At 73.2% G+C, this 21959-nt stretch carries 20 protein-coding genes; 11 read left to right on the forward strand and 9 right to left on the reverse strand.

All coding sequences use genetic code 11. The features are described 5' to 3' along the window. Window positions 1-8: 8 nt before the first annotated feature. From AH6_RS35085 to AH6_RS35110, 5 genes are all read right to left on the reverse strand, one after another. Window positions 9-491 (reverse strand): SRPBCC family protein, encoded by a 483-nt coding sequence (locus tag AH6_RS35085; RefSeq protein ID WP_067488857.1) that lies wholly within the window; start codon window positions 489-491, stop codon window positions 9-11. An 8-nt stretch (window positions 492-499) separates the two neighbouring features. Further along, the gene (locus AH6_RS43075; RefSeq protein WP_083983779.1) at window positions 500-1561 is read right to left on the reverse strand and encodes a DUF4352 domain-containing protein; all 1062 of its coding nucleotides are present in this window, start codon (window positions 1559-1561) and stop codon (window positions 500-502) included. Between the two features lie 31 nt (window positions 1562-1592). Further along, window positions 1593-3143, reverse strand: coding sequence for a serine/threonine-protein kinase (locus tag AH6_RS46265; RefSeq protein WP_067488861.1), 1551 nt, complete (start codon window positions 3141-3143; stop codon window positions 1593-1595). 186 nt (window positions 3144-3329) lie between these two features. Beyond that, window positions 3330-4979: a serine/threonine-protein kinase gene (locus AH6_RS45160; RefSeq protein ID WP_245679607.1), complete on the reverse strand. Its 1650-nt coding sequence runs from the start codon at window positions 4977-4979 to the stop codon at window positions 3330-3332. A gap of 180 nt (window positions 4980-5159) precedes the next feature. Further along, window positions 5160-5750, reverse strand: a complete 591-nt coding sequence (locus AH6_RS35110) for an HD domain-containing protein (RefSeq protein ID WP_245679610.1) — start codon at window positions 5748-5750, stop codon at window positions 5160-5162. A gap of 93 nt (window positions 5751-5843) precedes the next feature. On the opposite strand from AH6_RS35110, the gene AH6_RS44380 reads away from it, so the two are divergent. From AH6_RS44380 to darG, 3 genes are read left to right on the forward strand one after another with little or no spacing between them, the layout of a single operon-like run. After that, window positions 5844-7640, forward strand: coding sequence for an outer membrane protein assembly factor BamB family protein (locus AH6_RS44380; protein WP_067488867.1), 1797 nt, complete (start codon window positions 5844-5846; stop codon window positions 7638-7640). Window positions 7641-7696: 56 nt separating this feature from the next. Continuing rightward, complete coding sequence (gene darT, locus AH6_RS44905; RefSeq protein ID WP_067488869.1) at window positions 7697-8392, forward strand: type II toxin-antitoxin system toxin DNA ADP-ribosyl transferase DarT; 696 nt, start codon at window positions 7697-7699, stop codon at window positions 8390-8392. Then, window positions 8382-9434 (forward strand): type II toxin-antitoxin system antitoxin DNA ADP-ribosyl glycohydrolase DarG, encoded by a 1053-nt coding sequence (gene darG, locus AH6_RS35125; protein WP_067488871.1) that lies wholly within the window; start codon window positions 8382-8384, stop codon window positions 9432-9434. Before darT ends, darG begins: the two co-directional genes overlap by 11 nt. A 319-nt stretch (window positions 9435-9753) precedes the next feature. On the opposite strand, the gene AH6_RS35130 is transcribed toward darG, so the two are convergent. Then, a complete protein-coding gene (locus AH6_RS35130; RefSeq protein ID WP_067488911.1) occupies window positions 9754-10248 on the reverse strand; it encodes a MarR family winged helix-turn-helix transcriptional regulator in 495 nt (164 codons plus the stop codon). A 157-nt stretch (window positions 10249-10405) separates the two neighbouring features. Here AH6_RS35130 and AH6_RS35135 point away from each other — a divergent pair, with 157 nt between their 5' ends. From AH6_RS35135 to AH6_RS35160, 6 genes are all read left to right on the forward strand, one after another. Further along, on the forward strand, window positions 10406-11536 hold the full coding sequence (locus AH6_RS35135) for a GDSL-type esterase/lipase family protein (protein ID WP_067488873.1): 1131 nt from the start codon (window positions 10406-10408) through the stop codon (window positions 11534-11536). Between the two features lie 91 nt (window positions 11537-11627). Continuing rightward, window positions 11628-12263, forward strand: coding sequence for an ABC transporter ATP-binding protein (locus tag AH6_RS35140; protein ID WP_067488875.1), 636 nt, complete (start codon window positions 11628-11630; stop codon window positions 12261-12263). Further along, complete coding sequence (locus AH6_RS35145) at window positions 12260-13630, forward strand: DUF6297 family protein (RefSeq protein WP_067488877.1); 1371 nt, start codon at window positions 12260-12262, stop codon at window positions 13628-13630. Before AH6_RS35140 ends, AH6_RS35145 begins: the two co-directional genes overlap by 4 nt. A 51-nt stretch (window positions 13631-13681) precedes the next feature. Beyond that, window positions 13682-14590 (forward strand): LLM class flavin-dependent oxidoreductase, encoded by a 909-nt coding sequence (locus AH6_RS35150; RefSeq protein WP_067488879.1) that lies wholly within the window; start codon window positions 13682-13684, stop codon window positions 14588-14590. After that, window positions 14587-15240, forward strand: coding sequence for an alpha/beta fold hydrolase (locus tag AH6_RS35155; protein WP_067488881.1), 654 nt, complete (start codon window positions 14587-14589; stop codon window positions 15238-15240). Before AH6_RS35150 ends, AH6_RS35155 begins: the two co-directional genes overlap by 4 nt. Window positions 15241-15256: 16 nt before the next feature. Continuing rightward, window positions 15257-15931 carry a winged helix-turn-helix transcriptional regulator gene (locus tag AH6_RS35160; protein WP_067488883.1) on the forward strand — a complete coding sequence of 225 codons (675 nt, stop codon included), beginning with the start codon at window positions 15257-15259 and terminating at the stop codon, window positions 15929-15931. 121 nt (window positions 15932-16052) lie between these two features. Here the strand turns inward: AH6_RS35160 and AH6_RS35165 are convergent, their stop codons facing one another. From AH6_RS35165 to AH6_RS35175, 3 genes are all read right to left on the reverse strand, one after another. Next, the gene (locus AH6_RS35165) at window positions 16053-17183 is read right to left on the reverse strand and encodes a glycosyltransferase (protein WP_067488886.1); all 1131 of its coding nucleotides are present in this window, start codon (window positions 17181-17183) and stop codon (window positions 16053-16055) included. Between the two features lie 98 nt (window positions 17184-17281). After that, entirely contained in the window at window positions 17282-18544 is a 1263-nt protein-coding gene (locus tag AH6_RS35170; protein ID WP_067488888.1) for a nucleotide sugar dehydrogenase, read from the reverse strand. Between the two features lie 21 nt (window positions 18545-18565). Next, window positions 18566-20077 (reverse strand): glycosyltransferase family 4 protein, encoded by a 1512-nt coding sequence (locus AH6_RS35175; protein ID WP_245679608.1) that lies wholly within the window; start codon window positions 20075-20077, stop codon window positions 18566-18568. Between the two features lie 42 nt (window positions 20078-20119). Here AH6_RS35175 and wecB point away from each other — a divergent pair, with 42 nt between their 5' ends. Beyond that, window positions 20120-21223, forward strand: coding sequence for a non-hydrolyzing UDP-N-acetylglucosamine 2-epimerase (gene wecB, locus AH6_RS35180; protein ID WP_067488890.1), 1104 nt, complete (start codon window positions 20120-20122; stop codon window positions 21221-21223). Next, the gene (locus tag AH6_RS35185; protein WP_067488892.1) at window positions 21216-21905 is read left to right on the forward strand and encodes a hypothetical protein; all 690 of its coding nucleotides are present in this window, start codon (window positions 21216-21218) and stop codon (window positions 21903-21905) included. Before wecB ends, AH6_RS35185 begins: the two co-directional genes overlap by 8 nt. The last annotated feature ends 54 nt before the right edge of the window (window positions 21906-21959 follow it).

A 21959-nucleotide genomic window follows, 5' to 3' on the forward strand; every position in this document is an offset into this window, starting at 1 on the left:
CCATGTGCTTATGGTTCGACGGCCGCCTTGATCCGGCCGAGGGTGACGCGCATGCCCTCGCGGTTGACGGCGGCGCGGCGCTCGGCGGGGACGCCGGTGAAGACCTTGCCGAGCAGGGAGACGAACGCCGCGCCGCGCGCGTCGCGGCGCAGGTCCTGCCAGTACTCGGTGAGCCGCGTGCGGCCGTCGCCGATGCCCTCGACGCGGTAGCCCCAGAGCGCGACCTCCATGCCGAAGCTGGACACGCGGAAGGCGAACACCTCGCCGGGCACGGCCGTCGAGACCCGGCAGTTGGTGAACCAGACGCGGGGGCCGATGCGGTTGAACCCGACGAAGCGGGTGCCCTCCTCGACGTCGCGCCCGCGCACCCGGACGGCGAACAGCTCCGGGCTCCACTGCTTCATGCGGCGCGGATCGGCGACCGCGGCGTAGACCGCGCCGGGCTCCGCGTCGATGACGACGCTCTCCTCGGCGACCCATTCGCGTTCCATGCCCCCGATCATCCCGCACCGACCGGGAAGCGGACGCCCTGGCTGTCGCCGCGCGCGTGCAGGTGGAGAGCGGTGGGGGCGAAGCCGTCGGGCACGTCGAACACGATGGCGCCCTGGAAGGAGGCGGCGCTGCGCAAGGAGAAGGCGAGGTCCTTGGTGGCGCGGCCACGGTGCAGGGCGACGGCGGTGTACTCGGCCTTCCCGGCGCGCAGCCGCTGGACGGTGGCGTCGAGCACGAGCGGTGCGGACCCGGTGTTGGTGACGGTGACGCGGACCTGGCAGAGGCGGCCCCTGAGCGCGGTGACGCCCTTGACGCGGACGCCGCACTGGGGCGCGGCGGCGGTGAAGGTGAGGTCGCCGTCCTTGACGGGCTTGCCGAAGACACCGGGGAGGGGCTGGCTGCGCACCTGGTAGACGGCGAAGGCGGTGGCGGCGAGGCCGCCGAGCACGGCGAGAACGATGAGACGACGCAACCAGACGCGGAACTTGGAGGGAGGCGCGTAAGGGGGCGGGCTGAGCTGCGGCGCGGGGTCCGCATGGGGCAGAGACGACGCGTCCACGAGAGGAACCGCCCCAGGCCGCCGGGGCACGTCCGAAGGCGGCAACGCACCCGCATGCGACGGCGTACCTACGCGCGGGCGCGGGTCCTTGCGGAGAGGGGTTTCTGCTCGGGTCGGGGTTTCTGGGTGGGCTGGGGAGCCCAGGCGTGGCGACGCGTCGGGGAGGGACTCCGAAGGTGGCTTGAAGGGGATCGCGCCCGGAGGCGGTACAGCCGGGGTTTTCGGGCGGGCGCGCAGCAGGCGGTGGTCCCGTACGGCCAGGGCCACGATCTGCAACGACACCAGCACGTCCACCACGACCACCGCCGGGACGATCCAGTCCGCCGCCGCGCGCCGGTACGAGGTCAGCGTCAGCGCGATCACGAACGCCGCGACCGCCTGCACCCCCACCAGCGCCCCCGCCGTGCGCGCCAGGCGCGCCACCGGCCCGGCGGGCTTCGGCGGCGGCGCGGGCGCCGCGACCCGGGCCGCGTCGGGCCGGGTCGGGCGGGTGCCGGGGGAGCTGGTCACCGGCTCAAGGTAGAGGCCGCCGATGAGTTGATCAAGACGGGGCCAGCGGCAGCCGGATGCCCTTGCTGGTGCCGTCGGCGTGCAGTTCCAGCTCCCGGGGCGTGAAGCCGGGCGGCACGTCGTACAGCAGCACCCCGGAGAAGCGGGTGCCGGACGCCAGCGTCTGCGCGCCCACCCTGCTCTTCGGCCCCGGCGTCGAGCCCTTGAACAACATGATCGCGGGCTCCTCGGAGTCGGCCGCGCCGTGCAGCCGCTGCACCGCCGGGTCCAGCACCCGCGCCGACGACGCGACGTTGGCCACGCTGAACCGCACCTGGCACAACTTGCCGTCCTCGGCCGTCACGCCCTTGACCGTGCGGTCGCACTCGGGGCGGGACGCCTGGAAGGTGAAGTCGCCGTCCTTGGCGGGCTGGTCGAACTGCGCGGCGGCGGGCGCCTTGTCCGCCCGGTACAGCAGGAACCCGCCCACACCGAGCCCCGCGAGCACGGTGAGCCCGACCGTCCGCCCCACCCACGTGCGGACCCGGGCCCGCCGCAGCAGCCCGGGGTCCACGGGCGGGGCGGGACGCACCGGCGCGAGCGGCGAGGTCGGCGGCGACCACAGCGGCAGGTCCTCGGTGCGCCACGTCGACTCGACGGTGTGGCTCGCGATCGCCTGGATGTCGTGCCCGGCCGGGGCCGCCGGCGCGACCGCCCCGCCCGCGACCGCCACCGCCGGGTCGGACCCGCCGACCAGCGCCAGCAGCAGCTGCTGCGCCGTGGGCCGGTCCTCCGGCTCGGGGGCCAGGGCGCGGCGCACCAGGGAGCGCAGCGGGTCGGTCAGCCCGCCCAGGTCGTAGTCGTGCTGGTGGGCGCGGTAGGCCAGGACGAGCGGGTCGCTGGTGGCGCGCGAGTCGGCCACGCCGAACGGGTGCCGTCCCGTCCCGGCGAACGCGACCAGGCAGCCCCACGCGAACACGTCCCCGGCGGGCGACACCTGCCCGGTCCGCACCTGCTCGGGCGCGATCCATCCCGGCGACCCCACCACGAACCCGGCCTTGGTGTGCCCGCCCGCCTGGTCCACGCCCCGCGCGATCCCGAAGTCGATCACACGCGGGCCGGAGATGGACAGGATGACGTTGGCGGGCTTGAGGTCGCGGTGCACCAGGCCCGCCGAGTGGATCGCGGTCAGCGCCGCCGCGACCCCGACCGCGACGCCGTGCAGCGTGCCGGGCGGCAGCGCGCCGTGCCGCCGGATGTGCTCCGACAGCGGCTCGCCCGCCACGTACTCGGTGACCAGGTAGGGACGGCCGCCGTCCTCGCCGTGGTCGAGCACCGCCGCCGTGCAGAACGAGGCGACCTGCCGCGCGTGCCGCACCTCGTCGTGGAAGCGCGCCCGGTAGCGCTCGTCGGCGGCCAGGCCGGGCTGGATGACCTTGATGGCGACGTGCCGCCCGTCCGGGCCGCGGCCGAGGTAGACCGAGCCCATGCCGCCCTCGCCCAGCTTGCCGAGCAGCGGGTAGGGGCCGATGGACGCCGGGGAGCCGGGAACGAGGGGGTGGACGCCGGCGGGCAGGCCGTCGCGGCTGCTGTGTTCGTGCACCGGGCGCGCTCCTCCGGGTCGGCCGTCCCCCGGCCGCTCGACCGCGCGGTCCCCCGACCGCGTTCCTGCCAGGGCGCAGGAGGGGTCAAAGTACCGGATGCGCGGATTGCGGGGGAGGCTCCCCCCGCATCTCGGACAGACCGGTTGCGGTCCTGTGACCTGACCGCTATCCGGGGTCGGCGCGTGTCAGCGCGGCGTGGAGGCCAGGCGGAGGCGCACGCCGGGGCTGGCGGCGTCCACGTGCAGCTCCAGTTCGACCGGCGAGAACCCGGGCGGCACGTCGTACAGCAGCACGCCGGTGAAGGACGTCGAGGTCGCGACCGACGGTGCGTCGACCCGGTCGTCGAGTTCGGCCTCCTCGCCCCGGAACACCATGACGGCGGTCTCGTCGGGGTCGGTGCGGCCGTGCAGCCGCTGGTGGACGGGGTCGAGCACGTGCGCGGCGACGCCGGTGTTGGTCACGGTGAAGCGGACCTGGCAGAGCTTGCCGTCGTCGGCGACCACGCCCTTGACCTCGCGGTCGCATTCGGGCGGCGACGCCTCGAAGGAGAAGTCGCCGTCGCGGGCGGGCTTGCCGAACTCGCCCTCGGCGGGGGCGCGGGCCTCGCGGTAGACCACGATCGCGGCGGCGGCCCCGATGACCAGCAGGATCGTGAGCGTGCGGCGTCGCCAGGTCCACGGGGGGCGGCGGCGTTCGCCGAGGTCGATGGCCGGGGGCGGGGGCGGCGGTCCTTCGGGCGGCGACCAGAGCGGCAGCTCCTCCAGCCGCCAGTGCCGGTCGAGGGTCTGCCCGGCGGCGGACAGGACGGGGTCGTCGGGCGCGAGCGGCGTCCCGGCGGGCGCGAGCTCGCGGGACCGGCCGCCTGAGCCGCCGCCTGAGCCGCCGCCTGAGCCGCCTTGCGCGTGCTGTTCGCCGGACGGTCCGCGCGGCTCCCCGGCGGGGGGCGTCCCGGCGACCGGCAGCGCCGCCCCCTCCGTGCCGCCGACCAGCGCCAGCAGCAGGTCCCGGGCCGTCGGCCGCAGCTCGGGCTCGGGCGACAGCGCCTGCTCCACCAGCGACCGCAGCGGCTCGGCCAGCCCCGCCAGGTCGTGCATGTGCTGCTGCGCCCGGTAGGTCAGCACCATCAGGTCGTTGGTGGCGCCCGCGTCGGTTCCCACGAACGGGTGCCGCGCCATGCCCGCGAACGCCACCAGGCAGCCCCACGTGAACACGTCGCTGGCGGGCGACACCTCCCCGTGCTGCACCTGCTCGGGCGCGATCCACCCCGGCGACCCCATGACCAGGCCCGACTTGGTGTGCCCGCCCCGCTCGCCCACGCCCCGCGCGATCCCGAAGTCGATCACGCGCGGGCCGGAGATGGACAGGATGACGTTGGCGGGCTTGAGGTCGCGGTGCACCAGCCCGGCGGCGTGGATGGTGGCGAGCGCCGCCGCCACGCCCAGCGCCACCCCGTGCAGGGTGTCGGGCGGCAGCGCGCCGTGCCGCTTGATCTGCCGGGACAGCGGCGTGCCCTCGACGTACTCGGTGACCAGGTACGGACGGCCGTCGGCCTCGCCGTGGTCGAGCACGGCCGCCGTGCAGAACGAGGCGACCTGCCGGGCGTGCCGCACCTCGTCGTGGAAACGGGCGCGGTACCCGGCGTCGGCGGCCAGGTCGGGCTGGATCACCTTGATGGCGACGCGCCGCCCGTCCGGGCCGCGGCCGAGGTAGACCACGCCCATGCCGCCCTGGCCGAGCCGCGCCGCCAGCGCGTACGGGCCCACCGAGGAGGGATCGTCGTCCGCGAGGGGCCGTGTGCCCCGCGGACCTTCCCCGCTCTCTGCGTCTTCCCGCACCGGGTGCTCCTCCGGCCGGACCGCGCTCCCTGGTGGGCCGCCGCGTCCGTTCCGCCGTTCCGAGTGTGTACCAGTGTCCCCGATCGTGCCCGCCGACTCCCAACGTTGTGGAGGGCCCATCGGCCTCCGCGACCCCGAAAGCTCAAGGTAACGGATGGAACCCGGAACGTGATGGAAAGTTCAACGAAGATGTGAGAATCGCTCGCGCCAGGACGCGTACCAGGCCGCGAACCACGGGTGCCGCTGCGCCAGCGGCAGGATGTAGGTGACGGTCTCGGCGTGGTAGCGGCGCTGGAAGTCCGGCGGCATCAGGTCGAGGGTCTGCACGTTGCTGGCGCGGTCGGCGAGCTTGACCAGCACGGCGCGGTCGGGGGCGTCGCCGAGGCGGCGCAGGTAGGCGGACTTGGCGGCGCGCTTGGCCTGCCGCCCCGCGCCGGTCGCCGGGGGCTTGGTGACCCAGTCGACGAGCTCGGCGACGTCCGGGCCGAACGCGGCCTCGACGTCGGGGACCGTCGCGCCGGTGTCCTCGACGGCGTCGTGCAGCAGGGCGGCGGCCAGCACGTGCGGGTCGGTGACGCCCGCGCCCCGCACGAGCACCTCCACGGCCTCCACCAGGTGCTCCATGTAGGGGGCTCCGGTGGGCCGCCGCTGGTCGCCGTGCCAGCGCCGCGCGGCCTCGGCCGCCCGGTCCAGCAGGTCGAGCGCGTCGGCGTCGAGGCGCCCGGCCAGGCCGGTACGCGCCTGCTCCCAGGTGCGCCACTCGGTGAACATCTGCACGCGCCGTCCCCGTTCTTCTCCGCCCATGTCGCGCCGGACGCCGACACACGGCATCGTGGGACCACAGTAGGCGTGGGGGGAGGCCAGGTGGGCGGGGGCCGGTGGCGACTGCTGCTCGGGGCGGTCGCGGGGGCGCTGGCCGCCGCGGTCTGCGCCGTGCTGGTCGGCCGCTTCGTGCTGGGGGCCGAGTGGTGGCAGGTCAAGCACGAGGTGACCGGCGAACCGGCCGTCCGGCTCGCCGAACTCGGCCCGCCGCCGGGCCCGCTGACGGTGACCTGGCAGCGGTCGGCGCGGGTGCACCGGGGGCCGGTGGCGGGGTACGACAACGTCGCCTACGCCGTCGCGCAGGGGCAGGTGGTGACGGCCACCGGCCGTGGCCTGGAGGTGCGCGACGCGCGGACCGGCGGCGACCGCTGGAGCTACCGCCGGAAGGGCTGGACGCTGCTCGGCTGGGCCGCCACGGGCGATCGCCTGCTGGGCTACTTCGAGCGGGACGGGCACCGCGACGAGCGGCAGATGGTGGCGTTCGACGCGTTGTCGGGCGGGTTGTTGTGGCGGCGGTCGGGGGAGCGGCCCGCCGCCCTCGGGCGCACGACGCTGCGCTGGCCCGCCGGGTCGGGCGTGGTGCTGACGACGAGCGCGCACCGGGAGGCGGTCTTCGGGCGTTCGGCGACGACGGGGGCGAAGTTGTGGAAGTTGCGCCTCCCGGCGGGGTGCCGCCTGTACGAGGACGCGCCGCACCCGGCCGACGGGGCGGAGAACCTGTCGGCGCTGGCGCTGGACTGCGACGGCCCGACGCGGCTGATGGCGCTGGACCCGGCGACCGGAAAGGTCCGCTGGTCGGAGCCGCTGGGGTCGGACGAGTCGCCCGAGGTGGCGGTGCTGGACGGGGTGACGCTGGTGGCCGACGCGTCCGCGCTGCGCGCCTACGACCAGGACGGGACGCGGTTCGCGCACTGGAACGGGGACGTGTGCGGCGACACGATGTGCCCCGGGGTGCTGGCCGGCGGGGGCCGCCTGATCGTCATGCACCGGCCGGAGGGAGCGCGGCCCGGGACGGCGCGGATGGAGGCCGTCGAGATCGGCAAGGGGCGCGTGGCGTGGCGGCGGGACGTGCCGGACTACGCGGCGCTGGCGCGGGCGGCCGACCAGGTGTACGCGCTGCGCCCGCGCCTGGCGGACCGCCTGCTCCCGGCCGGGGTGGACGTGATCACGCCCGCCGACGGGGCCACGACGACGGTGCCCGCGCCGTTCGCGCTGGACCCGGACCTGCGGGGCGTGCGGCCGTGGCTGACGGCGGCGGGCGGCCTGCTGTTCGTGGCGGTGCCGGAGGCGGCCCCGAGACCGGACGGGGCGGGCCGCCTGGTGGCGCTGCGGGGCGGCCCGCCGGGCGCGGGCCCGAACGAGCTGGGCGGGACGCGCCCGCAGGACTGGCCGGACGCGTGCGGCCTGCTGACGAAGGAGGACCTGGCGGCGGTGGGCCTGGAGAACCACACGGCGCGCCCACGTCATACGCAGGTGGGCTCGGTGAAATTGCCGCGAGCAGTGTCATGCGCGTACACGCTAAAAACACCACCACCTACCGCCGACCCAGACGAACGCGACCGAGAAAACCCGGAATGGGGAACACGGGACCTGACGGTGACGGTGCGCTGGACGGCTCCAACAGCGGCATCGGCATCAGCCCTGCTGGACGCGCTACAAGCGACCCAATCCCAAGCGCGCCAACGCACAGACCTGGGCGGCGACGAGGCGTACGAACTGGGCCCGACAGCGGGCACAGTGGCCCTACGGGTAGACCGCGTCATCGTGGTGGTGAACGTGGCCCCACCAGCGGCGGCCCCAAGACTGGCCCGCGCGGTAGCAACCACGCTGCGCTCGTAGCCCCTTCTACCGATCAGACTCCTGCTGTCGGTACCGGTCGTTACGATGACCGCCTCATGATGGACTCCACCGATCCCTGGTTGCTGCACTTCACGCACCTCGACAACCTGCCCGAGATCGTGCGTTTCGGGCTGCTGTCCGATAACCGGCGTCATCAGGGTGTCCATGAATGCGGCCAGCCGAGTATCAAGGAGCGCCGTCGAGGCCGCGGCGTGCCGGTGCCGCCCGGAGGGGTGGTCGCGGACTACGCCCCCTTCTACTTCGCCCCGCGCTCTCCGATGTTGTACAGCATCGTGAAGGGCCAGGTGCGCCAGTACGACGGCGACCAGACACAGTTGATCTACCTGGTCACTCGACTGTCACATGTCCTCAGGGCCGGACTGCACTGGACGGCGGCCGATCGCAACGCCGTGCTGAGGACAGCGCGCTTCACCACGGACGTGGCGGCTCTGGCCGGACATGTGGACTGGGAGGTCATGGACGGTCGCTACTGGGGCAACACGGCTGAAGACGGTTCCAGGCGCGAACGGCGGATGGCCGAGTTACTGGTACACGGAGCGGTGCCGTGGCAGGTCTTCAGCCATGTGGCGGTCTGTTGCGAGCAACGCCGAGGTGAAGTGGGCGAACAGGTTCGTGCCGCACCCCCTCCCCGAGGCGTGATCGTGAAACCCGATTGGTACTTTGATGTTCCCAGTGGTTGCCCTTGTCAGGGACTGTGGAGTTGGGGCGGAGGTGAAGTGGATGATCGTTGAGGAGTCTGGGAATCTGTTGCTGGACGACGCCCAAGCCCTGGTGAACACCGTCAACACGGTTGGCGTCATGGGGAAGGGGCTGGCGCTCCAGTTCAAGCGGGCCTTTCCCGAGAATTTTGATGCCTATGCACTCGCCTGCGCGCAGGGCAGGGTGCGGGTGGGGGAGATCTTCGCCACCTCCATAGACGGCGATCGCTGGATTCTCAACTTCCCCACCAAGCGGCACTGGCGCCAACCGTCCCGCCTCGACGATGTGCGCTCGGGCCTGGACGCACTGGTCCGTGTGATCGTCGAGATGGATCTCCAAAGCGTGGCTGTTCCTCCTCTGGGCTGCGGAAACGGTGGTCTCGACTGGAATGTGGTCCGGTCGCTGATCATCGAGAAGCTTGGCGGCCTCGATGCCGAGATCAGGCTGTACGGGCTGGGTACCCCAGCTCCTGAGGAAATGCCGGTGCGGTCGGCGCGCCCACCGCTGAACCGCGACCGCGCCCGGCTGCTCGCCGCGCTGAACCGGTACGCCGTCACCGCCCACGAGGCGGGCGTCGCGGTGGACACCAACACGTCTCTTTTGGAAGCGCAGAAAGTCGTCTACCTTCTACAAGGTGCCGGGTTGGATCTCGGTTACCGATTCGAGCGAGGCCATTACGGCCCCTTTTCCAATGATCTCAACCGCGATATCTCTGCAATGGAAGGCCACTACCTCATCGGGTACGGGGACGGTACTGGAGGGTCACGGGCGACGCTTCATATGCTGCCGGCCGTACGGCGGGCCGAGGAGCACGTCGCCGATGACGCCGAGTTTCAGAGTGCTTGGCGACGCGTTGCCAGGGCTGCCTTCGGTTATGAGTATCCCGATGGAATGGAGTTGCTGAGCACAGTCCATTTTATCGCTGTTCGGAATGACTCCGCCGCCACTCCAGGCGCGGTGGCGGAAGAGGTCGCCCGATGGAGTGAACGAAAACGCCGACTCTTCTCCGTCGAGGATGTTCTTGCGGCATGGGAGCAGCTTCACCGGACATCACTTCTCGTTTCCGGCCACTGAACCGCGCGCGGGAAGCAGATGGCGGTCTCGTAAAGGACGGCTAGAAGATAGGACCATCCCCGCGTGCGCGAAGAGTAGACTGGCTGACCTGCAGGTCTACTGGTGAGTATATGAATTTAGAGTACTTGTTGAGCTCCGGGCGTTTCGGTCAAAGGGGCAGACTGGCAGTCATCTGTCTTTGATGGCGCGAAGTGGCGGGAAGGGTGAGCCCGGGGCGGTCCTTCTGTGTGAGGCGTCGCGGGTCGGACTACGGCTGCGGCCCATTGGCGACGAGCAGTCGTCCTACATGGCCAGGGGAAATCTTTCGGCGCAGGTGTGCTCAAACGCCCGGCTTTGGTGTCGTGTGTGTCTGAGCATCTGCCTCGGGGTGGACGGCGTCGCGGATGATGCGTAGGCCCGTCAGCAAGCCGTCCAACTGCTCCGGCGTGAGCAGGCTGGTGAACCAGCGGTCGACGGCCTCTATGTAGTCGGGCAGCGCGTCCTGGAGGCGTTGCGCTCCGGCCTCCGTCAGGACCGCGTAGGTGCTGCGGCGGTCGTTCGGGCTCGACTCGCGGCGTGCCAGGCCCGCGCGTTCCAGGCGGTCCACCAACCGCGTGACGCCGCTCGTGGACAGCCACGTCTGGGCCGCCAGGTCACCCAGGCGCAGCCGCTGTTCCGCGGACCGGCTCAGGCGCAAGAGGGCGTTCAGGTCCAGCGGTGACAGGCCCCGCGCCTTCCACGTGGGTTGCAGCTTGGCGACCAACCCCTCGTGGGCCTCGAAGAGCAGGCCCATCGCGGTCAGGCGGGGGTCGGTGAACAGGTCCTGGTCGTCCATGCAGGTCAGCCTAGCCCAGAAGCTTGACGTGCGGATTGTTGCAAAGCGAGTAGTTGACGTGAGGAACATTGCGAGTGTAGTTATTTGCTTAGCAAGTATTCCTCGCGTCAACTAAGTGGGGCGGGTGCGCCCGTCCCAGCGGAAGGTGTGATCGACGATGACGCAACGTTGGGCAGCGGGCTTCCGTACCGCCGTGATCAGCCCCTACGAGCGGCTCCGCCTCGCCGAGCCCCGCGGCTTCGACGGCCAGACGGTGCGCCAGCCGCTCCGCCTCGCCGGTGGCGGCCAGCAAGTGCGCGTCCTGCTGACCAACCGGTACGGCCGTGAGCCCCTGGCGGTCGGGGCCGCCCATATCGCCCAGCGCAAAGCGGACGACGCCATCCTCGGCGAGACCGACACCGCCCTGCGCTTCGACGGCTCCGAGCAGGTCACGATTCCTCCCGGCGGCGACGCCGTCAGCGACCCGCTGGACATGCCCGTCGCCGCCGGAACCGACCTCGTCCTCAGCCTCTACCTGCCGCAGGCCACCGAACCGGCGACCTTCTCCCACATGCCCGCCGAAACCGCCTACGTGGCCGACGGCAACCTCGTCTCAGCCGAGACGCTGCCCGGCGCAGAGCAAACCGAGGGCCGCTTCTACGTCTCCGGCGTCGACGTCCTCACGTCCGAAAGCGCCCCCATCGCCGTCGCGTTCGGCGACTCCTGGTTCGAGGGCGTGGGCAGCACCCTCGGCGCCAACCGGCGATCCGTGGACGTCCTCAACGCGCGCCTGCCGGAAGGCTGGGTCGTCAACCAGGGCATCGCCGGAAACCGCCTCCTCGCCGACGAGATCGGCGAGCACGCCCTGGCCCGCTTCGAGCGCGACGTCCTGACGGTCCCCGGCGCGACCCACGTCCTGGTCCACTTCGGCATCAACGACCTCGGCCTGCCCGGCATGGACGGCCTCCCGCCCGCGACGGCCGAGGACCTGATCGACGGCTTCACCACCCTGGCCGGGCTCGCCCACGACGCGGGCCTGCCGATCCTCGCCGCCACCATCGGCCCCTTCGCCGGTGCCGTCTACCCCGGCGTCAGCACCCCCGAAGGGCTGGCCGCGCGACGGCGCGTCAACGACTGGATCCGCACCAGCGGCACCTTCGACGCCGTCTTCGACATCGCCCGCGCCGTGGAGAACCCCGACGCTCCCGACTTCATCCGCCCCGACCTCGACGCCGGCGACGGCATGCACCTCAACGACACCGGAGCGCGCGCGATGGCCGAGTCCATCGACCTCACCACCCTGCGCTAACAGGCAGCCCCGGTCCCGCCGGAAACGATCATCCCCACGGGGCCGGGTGCCCTAGCCTGCAAGCGCAACGCGCCCCCGACGAAACGCCCCCATGAGCTCCCATCTCTCCCCGCTCCTCCACCTCTCCGGAGTGAGCAAGTCCTACTTCGGCGTCCCCGTCCTCAAGGACGTCGCCCTCTCCCTCGCCCCCGGCGAGGCCGTCGCCCTCGTCGGCCCCAACGGCTCCGGCAAGACCACCCTCCTCAAGTGCGTCGCCGGGATCGAGGACCCCGACGAGGGCACCGTCGAGCTGGACGGCCGCCGCCTCCGCGAGTCCGACCCCGCCGCCCGCGCCGCCATGGCCTGCCTGCTCGACGACGCCGACCACTTCCCCGACCTCTCCCTCATCGACCACCTCAAGCTCTACGCCTGGTCCCACGGCACTCCCGACCCCGATCGCACGGCCGAACGCCTGCTGGACGAGGTCGGGCTCGCGGCCCTGGCCGACCGCCTCCCCGCCACCCTCTCCAGCGGCCAGCGCCACCGCCTCGGTCTCGCCGCCTGCCTCGTCCGCCCCCGCCGCCTCCTCGTCCTGGACGAACCCGAGCAGCGCCTCGACGCGGCCGGCCGAACCTGGCTCGCCACCCGCCTCAACGCCGAGAAGGCCGCCGGCGTCGCCGTCCTCTACGCCTCCCACGACCCCGACCTCATCGACGCGACCGCCGACCGCACCCTCCAGGTCGCATGACGCTCGCCCCCACCCGCGCAGCCGTCCCCCAAGCCCATGCCCTCCGCCGCAGGATCCGCGCCGCCCGACCCCGCCGCCCGCTCCTGACGACCCTGTTCGAGCGCGCCCTCTACCTCGGCGTCCTCGGCGGCATGACGTTCGAGGCCGTCCGCGACCGCACCGGCCCCGTCGAGCCCGACGGCACCCCGGTGATCCGGCTGACGGCCGCCGTCGCCGCGCTCCTGTGCCTGGTCCTGCTGGCCAAAGCGCTCCTCGCGTTCGGCCCGCTGCACGTGAGCGCCCCCGCCCGCACCTGGCTGCTCAGCACCCCCGTCGACCGGGGACGCCTCCTCGCCCGCAACCTCGCCGCCGTCATCGCGACGGCGGCAGGCGCGTCGGCCGCGCTCGGGCTCGCCTTCTCGCTCGTGTCCGGCCTAGCGGTGCCGCTCCCGCCGTGGCTCGCGCTGTGGGCCGCCATCGGCGTCATCGAGGCGTGCGCATGCGTCCTGCTCCAAGCCGGGCGCGCCTCAATACGTCGCACGCTCGACGTCCTGACCTGCACACTCGTCGGTGCGGCGATCGCCATCCCGTTCCTCCACCCAGCTGACGTGCTGGCACCCCTGGAGCAGATCGACGCCACCACCTACGCCGCCGCCCTCCTGCTCACCGCCGTCCCGCTCCTCCTCGCAGCCCGCCGTGCGCTCGACTCCATGACGCGAGGCACCCTCTCCTCCGGCGTCGAACTCGCCACGGCGGCCCAGGTGTCCGCCCTCTCGCTCGACTTCACCTTCCTCTGGTCCATCGCCCTCGAACGCCGAGCACGCGCCATGGTCCGCGTCCGACCCGCCCCCATCAGGGGAAACCGCTTCACCGCTCTGGTGCGGGCCGACATAGCGCGAGTACTGCGCATGCGCGGCGGCCTCTTCGTCTGGGCCGCCCTCATCCCCGTCCCCTACACCGCGCACGTCGCGGGCATGACCGTCCTGCTGCCCGCCTTCCACCTGGTGGTCGCGTTCCTGGCCGTCGACCGGCTGGCCGGAGGGCTCCGCATCGTCTCCCGCGCGCCCGCCCTCCGCCGAGCCCTGGGCGACTCGGACCGGCTCCTCACGCTCGCGCACCTGGTCGTCCCGGCGGCGGGCGCGACGGTGTGGTGCGCGGCGACGGCCTTCGTCCCCGGCATCTCCGTCGCGGCCACCGCGCTCTCGGCCGTCGGCGCGGTGCTCGTCACCTACCGGACGGCGACCAGGCCGCCGGTCGACTACGGAGGTGCCCTCATCGACCTGGGGCTTTTCGGTCCCGTGCCGCTCACCCTGATCACACAACTGCTCCGCGGCCCCGCCCTGCTGGCCGTCCTCGCGCTCGGGCAGGTGGCACTGGCGAGAACCTAAAACAGAAGCTGCTACTTCAAAAACAGGAAGTAGAGGTCTAGTCTGCCGTGCATGGACGACCTCAAGATCGGCTTCCTGCTGCCGACGCGCGACCGCGTCGTGCTCGGCGACCACGGGACCGAACCCCTCCTGCGGCTCGCCGCCCTCGCCGAGCGGGCGGGCCTCGACTCGGTGTGGGCCGGTGACAGCCCCGTCACCCGCCAGCGCGCCGACCCCCTGACCCTGCTCGCCGCCGTCGCGGCGCGCACCGAACGCGTCGCGCTCGGCACGGCGGTCCTGCTGCCCGCCCTGCGCCACCCCATCCCGCTCGCCCACCAGCTCGCCACCCTGGACCGCCTCTCGGACGGCCGCCTCGTCGCCGGGATGGGGGCCGGTTTCCCCGCCCCCGCCACCGAGGCCCAGTTCACCGCCATCGGCGTGGACTACAAGACCCGCGTCAGCCGTATGCGCGAGTGCGTCCAGGCCATGCGGCTGCTGTGGTCCGGGGACGCGGTGTCGTACGAGGGACGGCACTTCGCGTTCCATGACGTCGCGATCGCCCCACGCCCCGTCCGCCCCGAGGGGCCGCCGATCTGGGCGGCGGGCAAGCCGGGCGATGCCGACGGCTGGCTGCCCTACCCGCCCACGCCGCAGCTCTACGCCGAAGAAGCGACGGCGGTCCGCCCCGGCACCACGCCCGCCCTCTACGCGACGGTCAGCGTGGACGCCGACCCCGAACGCGCTCAGCAGCGCCTCCGCGCCAGCATCGAGCGCTACTACAACGCCCCGCTGGAGTTCGTCTCCTCCATCCAGGCCATGTTCGCCGGGACCGCCGCCGACACCGCCGCCTGGCTGGGCCGCTACGTCACCGCCGGGGCCCGGCACATCGTCGTGCGGCTCGCCGTGGACGACCACGAGACGGCCCTCGCCGGGTTCGCCGACCAGGTTCTACCGCTACTACGCGCAGGAGAGTTCGCATGACCACCTACGTTCTGGTGCACGGCGCATGGCATGGGGCTTGGGCCTGGGAGCGCGTCGTCCCCCTGCTGGACGCGCCCGCCGTCGTCCTGGACCTGGCCGGGGGCGACGTCGGGCTGGCGGACCACGCCGACCAGGTCGCGGCCGCCGTGCAGGACGTGGACGGCGAAGTGATCCTCGTCGGGCACAGCTACGCCGGGCTGGTCGTCCGGCAGGCCGCCGACCGGCTGCCGGACCGGATCGCCCAGGTGGTGCTGGTGGAAGGCTGGGCGGGCCCGGACGGGGCGAGCATGTTCGACCTCGCGCCCGACTGGTTCCGCGAGGCGCTGCTCCGCACCGAGGCGGACGGGCTCCTCCCGGCCGTGCCCGCCGCCCTGCTGGGGATCGAGGACCCGGCCGACGCCCGGTGGGCCGAGGAACGGATGCGCCCCCAGGCCCTGCGCACCTTCACCGAACCCACGCGCCTCACCGGTGCCGTCGACCGCGTTCCGGGCACCGCCCTGTACGGCAAGGCGACGCAGCTTCCGTTCGCCGACCTCGGCCGCGCCCTCGGGTACCGGACGGTCGCCTTCGACGGCCCGCACGACGTGATGGTCACCGACCCGGCCGCCCTCGCCGCCGCGCTGCGCGCGGTTCGGGAACCGGAAGCGTGAACCCTAGGATGGTGAAGTGGACCAGCGCTCCTACCACCAGTTCTGCGCGACCGCGCGCACCCTCGACCTCGTCGGCGACCGCTGGACGTTGCTCCTGGTCCGCGAGCTGCTGACCGGCCCCCGGCGCTTCGGCGACCTCCAGGCCAGCCTGCGCGGCCTCGGCACCGGCCTGCTGTCGGCCCGGCTGAAGCACCTGGAACGTGAGGGCCTCGCCCGCAAGATCACCCTGCCGCCGCCGGCCCGGACCCCCGCCTACGCCCTCACCGAGGCGGGCGAGGAGCTGGGCCCGGCGGTGCTGGCCCTGGCCCGCTGGGGGATGCGGTGGGCGATGGGGGAGCGCCGCGCGGACGAGACCTTCCACGCCGGATGGGTCGTGCTGGGGCTGCGGTCGTGCTTCGTGCCGCAGGCCGCCGCCGGGGTGCGCGCCACCTACGAGTTCCGGGTGGGCGACGAGGTCTTCCACATCGACGTCGACGACGGCGCGATCGACACCGTGCACGGCCCCGCCCGGCGGCCCGACGTCGTCGTCACGGCGGACGAGGAACTGTTCGTCCGGCTCGGCGAGGGGAGCACGACCCTGGCGGCCGGGCTGGCGGACGGCGGCGCGAGCGCGTCCGGCGACGCCGCGCTGTTGCGGAAGCTGGGCGAGATGTTCGTGCGACCGCCTATGGGGGACCGGCTGGGAGCTTGAGACCAGGCTGAAGCGTGCGGCCGGACGCCGTCCGCACCTGCGCACCCGGCTCCGCGATCTGCGCTCGGCCCGCCCCGTCCGCAGAGCGTGCGGCCGTACGAGTCGTGAGGAAGGTCCCCGCTCAGGCCGTCCTCACCTGCGTGCTCGGCTCCGGCCGCACCGCCCGCGCCTGGCCCGCCCACTCCTCCAGCTGGGCGACGAAGCGCTCCGCGTGCGTCGGCCAGTGGAAGCGGGCGCGCGCCGTCTCGTAGCCCCGCGCGCCCAGGGCCGTCCGCAGCTCCAGGTCGTCGCGCAGCCGCCGCACCGTGGCCGCGACCTCCGCCGGCGCGCCGAACGGCACCACCAGCCCGCTGCCCGCCGGTTCCACGATCCGCACGGCGGGCGGCAGCGGCGTCGTGATCACCGGGATGCCGCGCGCCATGTACTCCACGACCTTCGTCGGCATCGAGTGCCGGTAGTTCGGCTCGTCGTGCAGCAGCGACAGCCCCGCCATCGCGCCCTCGGCGATCCGCAGCGCGCGGTCGTTCGGCACGAACCCGTACCAGCGCAGCGCCCCCTCCCGCTGCGCGTCGCGCAGCGCGGGCCGCACCTCGGGGTCCGCCGAGCCGATCAGCTCGACCAGGACGCCCTCGGGCGCCAGCAGCCGGGCCGTCTCGATCATGTCGAGCGCGCCGCGCGCCACCGACAGGTGCCCGACGTACACGACCCGGCGGTCGTCGGGCACCGGCGGGGCCGTGTCCGCGACGTAGGTCGTGTTCGGCACCACCGGGTGCTCGGCCGCGAAGCGCCCGCGGTAGCCGTCCTCGGCCAGCAGCAGGTGGTGGTCGCGCTCGGCGCGCTTCTCCACCCGCCGGACGGCCGGGCGCAGCAGCGGCGCGAGCGGCCGGGGCAACCAGCCCTTGGCCGCGAGCGCCGCCGCCGTGTCCTCGTGCACGTCCCAGACGGCGGTGCGGCGGCGCACGGCCTTCGGCAGGCCCACCAGCAGCTCCGGGTCGTGCAGCAGCACCACGTCGGCGTACGCCGAGTGCTCCACCAGCGCCCGGTGCGCCGCCCGCAGCGCGCGCAGCCGGTGGCGGCCCGTGGCGCGCGGCACGTCCACCGGGCTGACCTCCCGCCACGGTGTCGCGTTGCACGCCCGGAAAGGCGCGATATAGGTGACCTCGTGGCCCGCGTCGAGCAGCGCGCGGATCTGCCGGTGCAGAATCCTCGCGTCCTCTGGGTGGTGCACGACCGTGCAAACGCAGACCCGCATTCCACTCACTCCGGAAAGGCGTCGGAAATCGTCTGCCGATGATTCTTGGCGTCGCGTGGAAAAAGCCGATGAATGCCGAGTGGCCGGAGGGTGGACGGTCACAGGAGTTCTACGTTCTCGCGGTGCAGGCTGCGCGTCGCGCCCCGGCTGTCGAACAGCAGCGGCGCGTGCTCCGACAACGTCGCGGCGTCGTAGCAGGCGTGGTCGGCCAGCACGATCGCGAGGTCGGCCCCGCGCAGCGCCGCCGCCAGGTCCGGCCCGGCCGACGGCACCGCCGCCCCGTCCACCTGCCACGCCTCGACGTGCGGGTCGTGGAAGGACAGGTCCGCGCCGAGCCGCGCCAGCCGCCGCGCGACCGGCCGCGCCGGCGACTCGCGCTGGTCGGCGATGTCGGCCTTGTAGGTGACGCCGAGCAGCAGCACCCGGGCGCCCTTGAGCGCGCGGCCCTCGCGGTTCAGCAGTTGCTGGGCGCGCTCGGCGACGTAGCGCGGCATCCGGTCGTTGATCTCCTGCGCCAGCTCCACGAACCGGAACGGGTAGCCCAGCGACCGCACCTTGTACGACAGGTAGTTCGGATCGATCGGGATGCAGTGCCCGCCCACGCCCGGCCCCGGCCGGAACGCCTGGAAGCCGAACGGCTTGGTGGACGCGCAGTCGATCGCGTCCCACAGGTCGATGCCCAGCTCGTTGCAGAACACCGCCATCTCGTTCACCAGCGCGATGTTGACGTGCCGGTAGGTGTTCTCCAGCAGCTTGGCCATCTCGGCCTCGCGGGTGCCGCGCGCCTGCACGACCCGGTCCACGATCTTGCCGTAGAACGCCGCGGCCGCCGACGCGCACGCCGGGGTCAGCCCGCCGACGATCTTGGGCGTGTTGCGCAGCCCGTAGTGCGGGTTGCCCGGGTCGATGCGCTCGGGCGAGAACGCCAGGTGGAAGTCCACCCCCGCGACCAGCCCGGACTCCTCCAGGATCGGCCGCAGCACCTCCTCGGTCGTGCCCGGGTAGGTGGTGGACTCCAGCACCACCAGCGCGCCGGGCGCGAGCCGCGCGGCGATCGTGCGGGCCGCGCCGCGCACGGCCGCGAGGTCCGGCCCGCCCTCCTCCGACAGCGGCGTCGGCACGCAGACCACGACGGCGCGCGCGCCGTCGAGCACGGCCTCGTCGGCGGTGGGCGTGAAGCCCGCCGCCAGCATCGCGCCCACCTCGGCGTCCGACACGTCGTCGATGTGCGAGCGGCCGGCCTCCAGGCCCGCCACCACCCGCGCGTCCAGGTCCAAGCCGCCGACGGCGAGGCCCGCGCGGCAGGCCTCACGCACCAGCGGCAGCCCGACGTAGCCGAGCCCGATGACCACCAGATCCACCCGGTGGCTCCCTTCGCGAGTTCACGTTCGCCGATACGCGTCCCGGTAGCGGGACGCCGCGGAACGCCAGGTGCGTTCCGTCCCGGTCCATTCCCGGGCGGCCTGTCCGATTTTTCGTCTCAGTTCCGGACTGTAAATGAGGGAGGCCAGGGATTCCGACCATGCTTCGGCGTCTTCGGGAACTGTTAACGCGCCGGTCACGCCGGGTTCCACGATTTCGCGGAGAGCCTTGACATCACTTGCTATCACTGGGATTCCCCCGGCCATCGCCTCCACCGGTTTGAGGGGCGTGACCAATTGGCAGACCCGGTCCGCCCGCCGGGGGACCGCGAACACATCGAGGACCGCGTGGTAGTCACGAACGGCCGTCATCGGCACCCGCCCGGTGAACACGGCGCGCACCCTGCGGGCGGCGGCGCGGCGCTCCAGCGCGCCGCGCTCGGGGCCGTCGCCGACCAGCAGGAGCGTGACCGGGGTGCCGGACGCCGCCAGCAGCGCGGCGGCGTCGATGAGCGTGTCGATGCCCTCGTAGCCGTAGAACGACGAGGTCAGGCCGACGACGGCGGCGTCCGGGGCGATGCCGAGCCGGGCGCGGGTCGCGGTGCCGTCGGGCAGGGGGCGCAGGAAGGCGTCGTCCACGCCGTTGGGCACCACGAAGATCTTGCCGGGGTCGACGCCGCGCCCGGCGATCTCGTCGCGCATGGCCGCGCCGAGCGTGACGACGGCGTCGGCCTCGGCCATGCGGCGCGTCTCCAGCTCGCGGGTCAGCCGGTAGAAGGGGTCGCGCTCGCTGTGGGCGGGGTCGCGCGAGAGCCAGGAGTCCTCCAGGAAGCCGCGCACCTCGTAGACGACGGGCAGCCCGTGGCGGCGGCCCACTTCCAGGGCGACGGCCGCGTTGTGGTGGTTGCTGACGGCGTGCAGGACGTCGGGGCGGAGCCGCTCGACGAGCCGTCCGGCGAGGTCGGCGCTCTTGCGGACGTCGGCGGTGGGATTCGCGCCGGGGAGCCAGGGCAGCAGCCGGTGGTAGGGGACGCCATCCACGTCCACGCGCGCGCGCACGTCGCCGAGGCCCTGGCTGAGCGGATAGCCGAGCCGGGTGACGACATGGGTGTCGAAGCCCAATTCGCGTTGCGCGAGGGCGATGCGGTGGGTGCGGACGGTGTACCCGGCGTTGGTGAGCGGCATCGCGTTGGTGACAAAGGCGAGCACGCTCGGCGCATCAGGCACCAACCGCTCCGCGCGCCCGCGCGTTTGCTCGATGGGGGCTGGGTCTGCCCGCTGCGCGCGCCCGCGCGTTGGGCGGGACGGCGTGGGAGTGGCGTCCAGCAGGGCGCGCAGGTCTGCGGACTCGCGGTTTTCGTCGCGTGGGCGCGGCAGCGCCAGGCGCGAGCGGCGCAGCCGCGCCGACGGAATGGCCTTGCCCAGCAGCCGCACCGCCAGGCGCGGCGCGCGGCCCGGGTCGTCGCGGAGCTGCCGCCACGCGAGTCCCAGCAGGTAGACGGCCGCTTTCAGGCGGCGGATCAGGATTCGCACGGCGGGCGAGCGTAGGCGCCCCCGATGAACGGAAGGGAAATCATGTCGGCACCACACGTCATCCAGGCGGGGAACCCCGTCCTGCACGTCCTCGGGGCGCGGCCCAACTTCGTCAAGGCGGCCCCCGTCATCCGGGCCCTCGACGGCCGTGTGCAGCAGGTCGTCGTGCACACCGGGCAGCACTACGACGAGCGCATGTCGGAGATCTTCTTCCGCGAGCTGAGCCTTCCCGAGCCCGACGTCAATCTCGGCGTCGGGTCCGGCGGCCACGCCGCGCAGACGGCCGCGCTGCTCACCGGGCTGGCGGACGAGTTCACGCGCCGTTCACCCGCGCTGGTCATCGTGTACGGCGACGTGAACTCCACCATCGCCGCCGCGCTCGCCGCCGCCAAGCTCCACATCCCCGTCGCGCACGTGGAGGCGGGGCTGCGGTCGTTCGACATGACCATGCCCGAGGAGGTCAACCGCCGCCTCACCGACCAGCTCGCCGACCTGTGCCTGGTCACCAGCCCCGAGGCGATCGGGCACCTGGCCGCCGAGGGCGTGTCCCCGGACCGCGCGCACCTGGTCGGCAACCCGATGATCGACACGTTGCTGGCCAACCTCGACGCCTTCGACACCGCGCGCGCCCGCGCGACGCACGGCCTCCCCGAGCGCTACGTCCTGGCGACCCTGCACCGCCCCGCCAACGTGGACGACCCCGACACCGCCGCCGCCCTGGTCGGCCACCTGCACGGCGTCGCCGACCTCGCCGACGTCGTCATCCCCGTCCACCCGCGCGGCCGCGCCACCCTGCTGGCCGCCGGGCTCGCCGACCACCCGGCCGTGCACGTCCTCGAACCGCTCGGCTACATCGACTTCGTCGCGGCGGTCCGGGGCGCGGCCGCCGTCGTCACCGACTCGGGCGGCCTCCAGGAGGAGACCACGATCCTGGGCGTGCCGTGCCTGACGGTGCGCCCCAACACCGAGCGGCCCATCACCATCACGCACGGCACCAACCGCCTGGTCTCCTTCGAGGACCTGGTGCCCGAGGCCCGCAAGGCCCTGGAGGCGGGCCCGCACGACGAACGCCGCCGCCCCCCGCTGTGGGACGGGCAGGCCGGTCCCCGCATCGCCGACATCATCATGGAGTTCCTGGGTGACTAGTCCCGACGACCCGCGCTCCGCCGAGCGCGCCCACCGCCAGGCCGCCCGCCTGCGCGCCGCGCTGCGCGACAGCCGCTCCCGCGTCAACGAGCTGGAGCGCCGCCTCACCGCGCTGGAGACCTCCACCACGGTGCAGTTCGGCCGCCTGGTCGCGGGCGCGGCCCGCAACCCGCGCGGCCGCGCCGCCCGGCTGCCGCGCGAGCTGTACCGGCTGTGGAAGCGGCGGCACGCGCCCACCACCGGATCGGTGACCGGCCGCGAGTCCGACGAGCGGATCGAGCCCGACCACCTCGACCGCCCCGAGGACCGGCTGCTGGTCGCCGGGCCGGTCGAGGGCCTGGTGATCACGGGGCTGTTCGCCCGCGACACCGCCGCCGTGCTCGCCGGGCACGCCACCGTCGTCCCGCTCTACCCGCACGACGCGCGCACCGTGCTGACCGCCGCCGACGCCGACCTGTTCGTGGTGGACGCCGCCGCCGGCGACCCCGGCAACCCGTGGGCCTACCTCGGCGTCCCCGGCGTCTACGACCGCGAGCGCGCCCTGCACGAGCTGCGCGACCTGGCCCGCCACCGCGGCCTGCCGCGCGTCCTGCTGGGCGAGCGCGTCCCGCCCGGCCTCGCCGTCCTGGACTGGGACGCCGTCGCGCGCACCGCCACCGAGATCCCCCAGCCCGCCCCGTGAAAGGAACCCTCGTGCGACCTCGCGCCCTCGTCTACGGCGACGTCGATCTCAACC

It is taken from the genome of Actinomadura hibisca NBRC 15177 (genome assembly GCF_001552635.1).
Classification (GTDB): domain Bacteria; phylum Actinomycetota; class Actinomycetes; order Streptosporangiales; family Streptosporangiaceae; genus Spirillospora; species Spirillospora hibisca.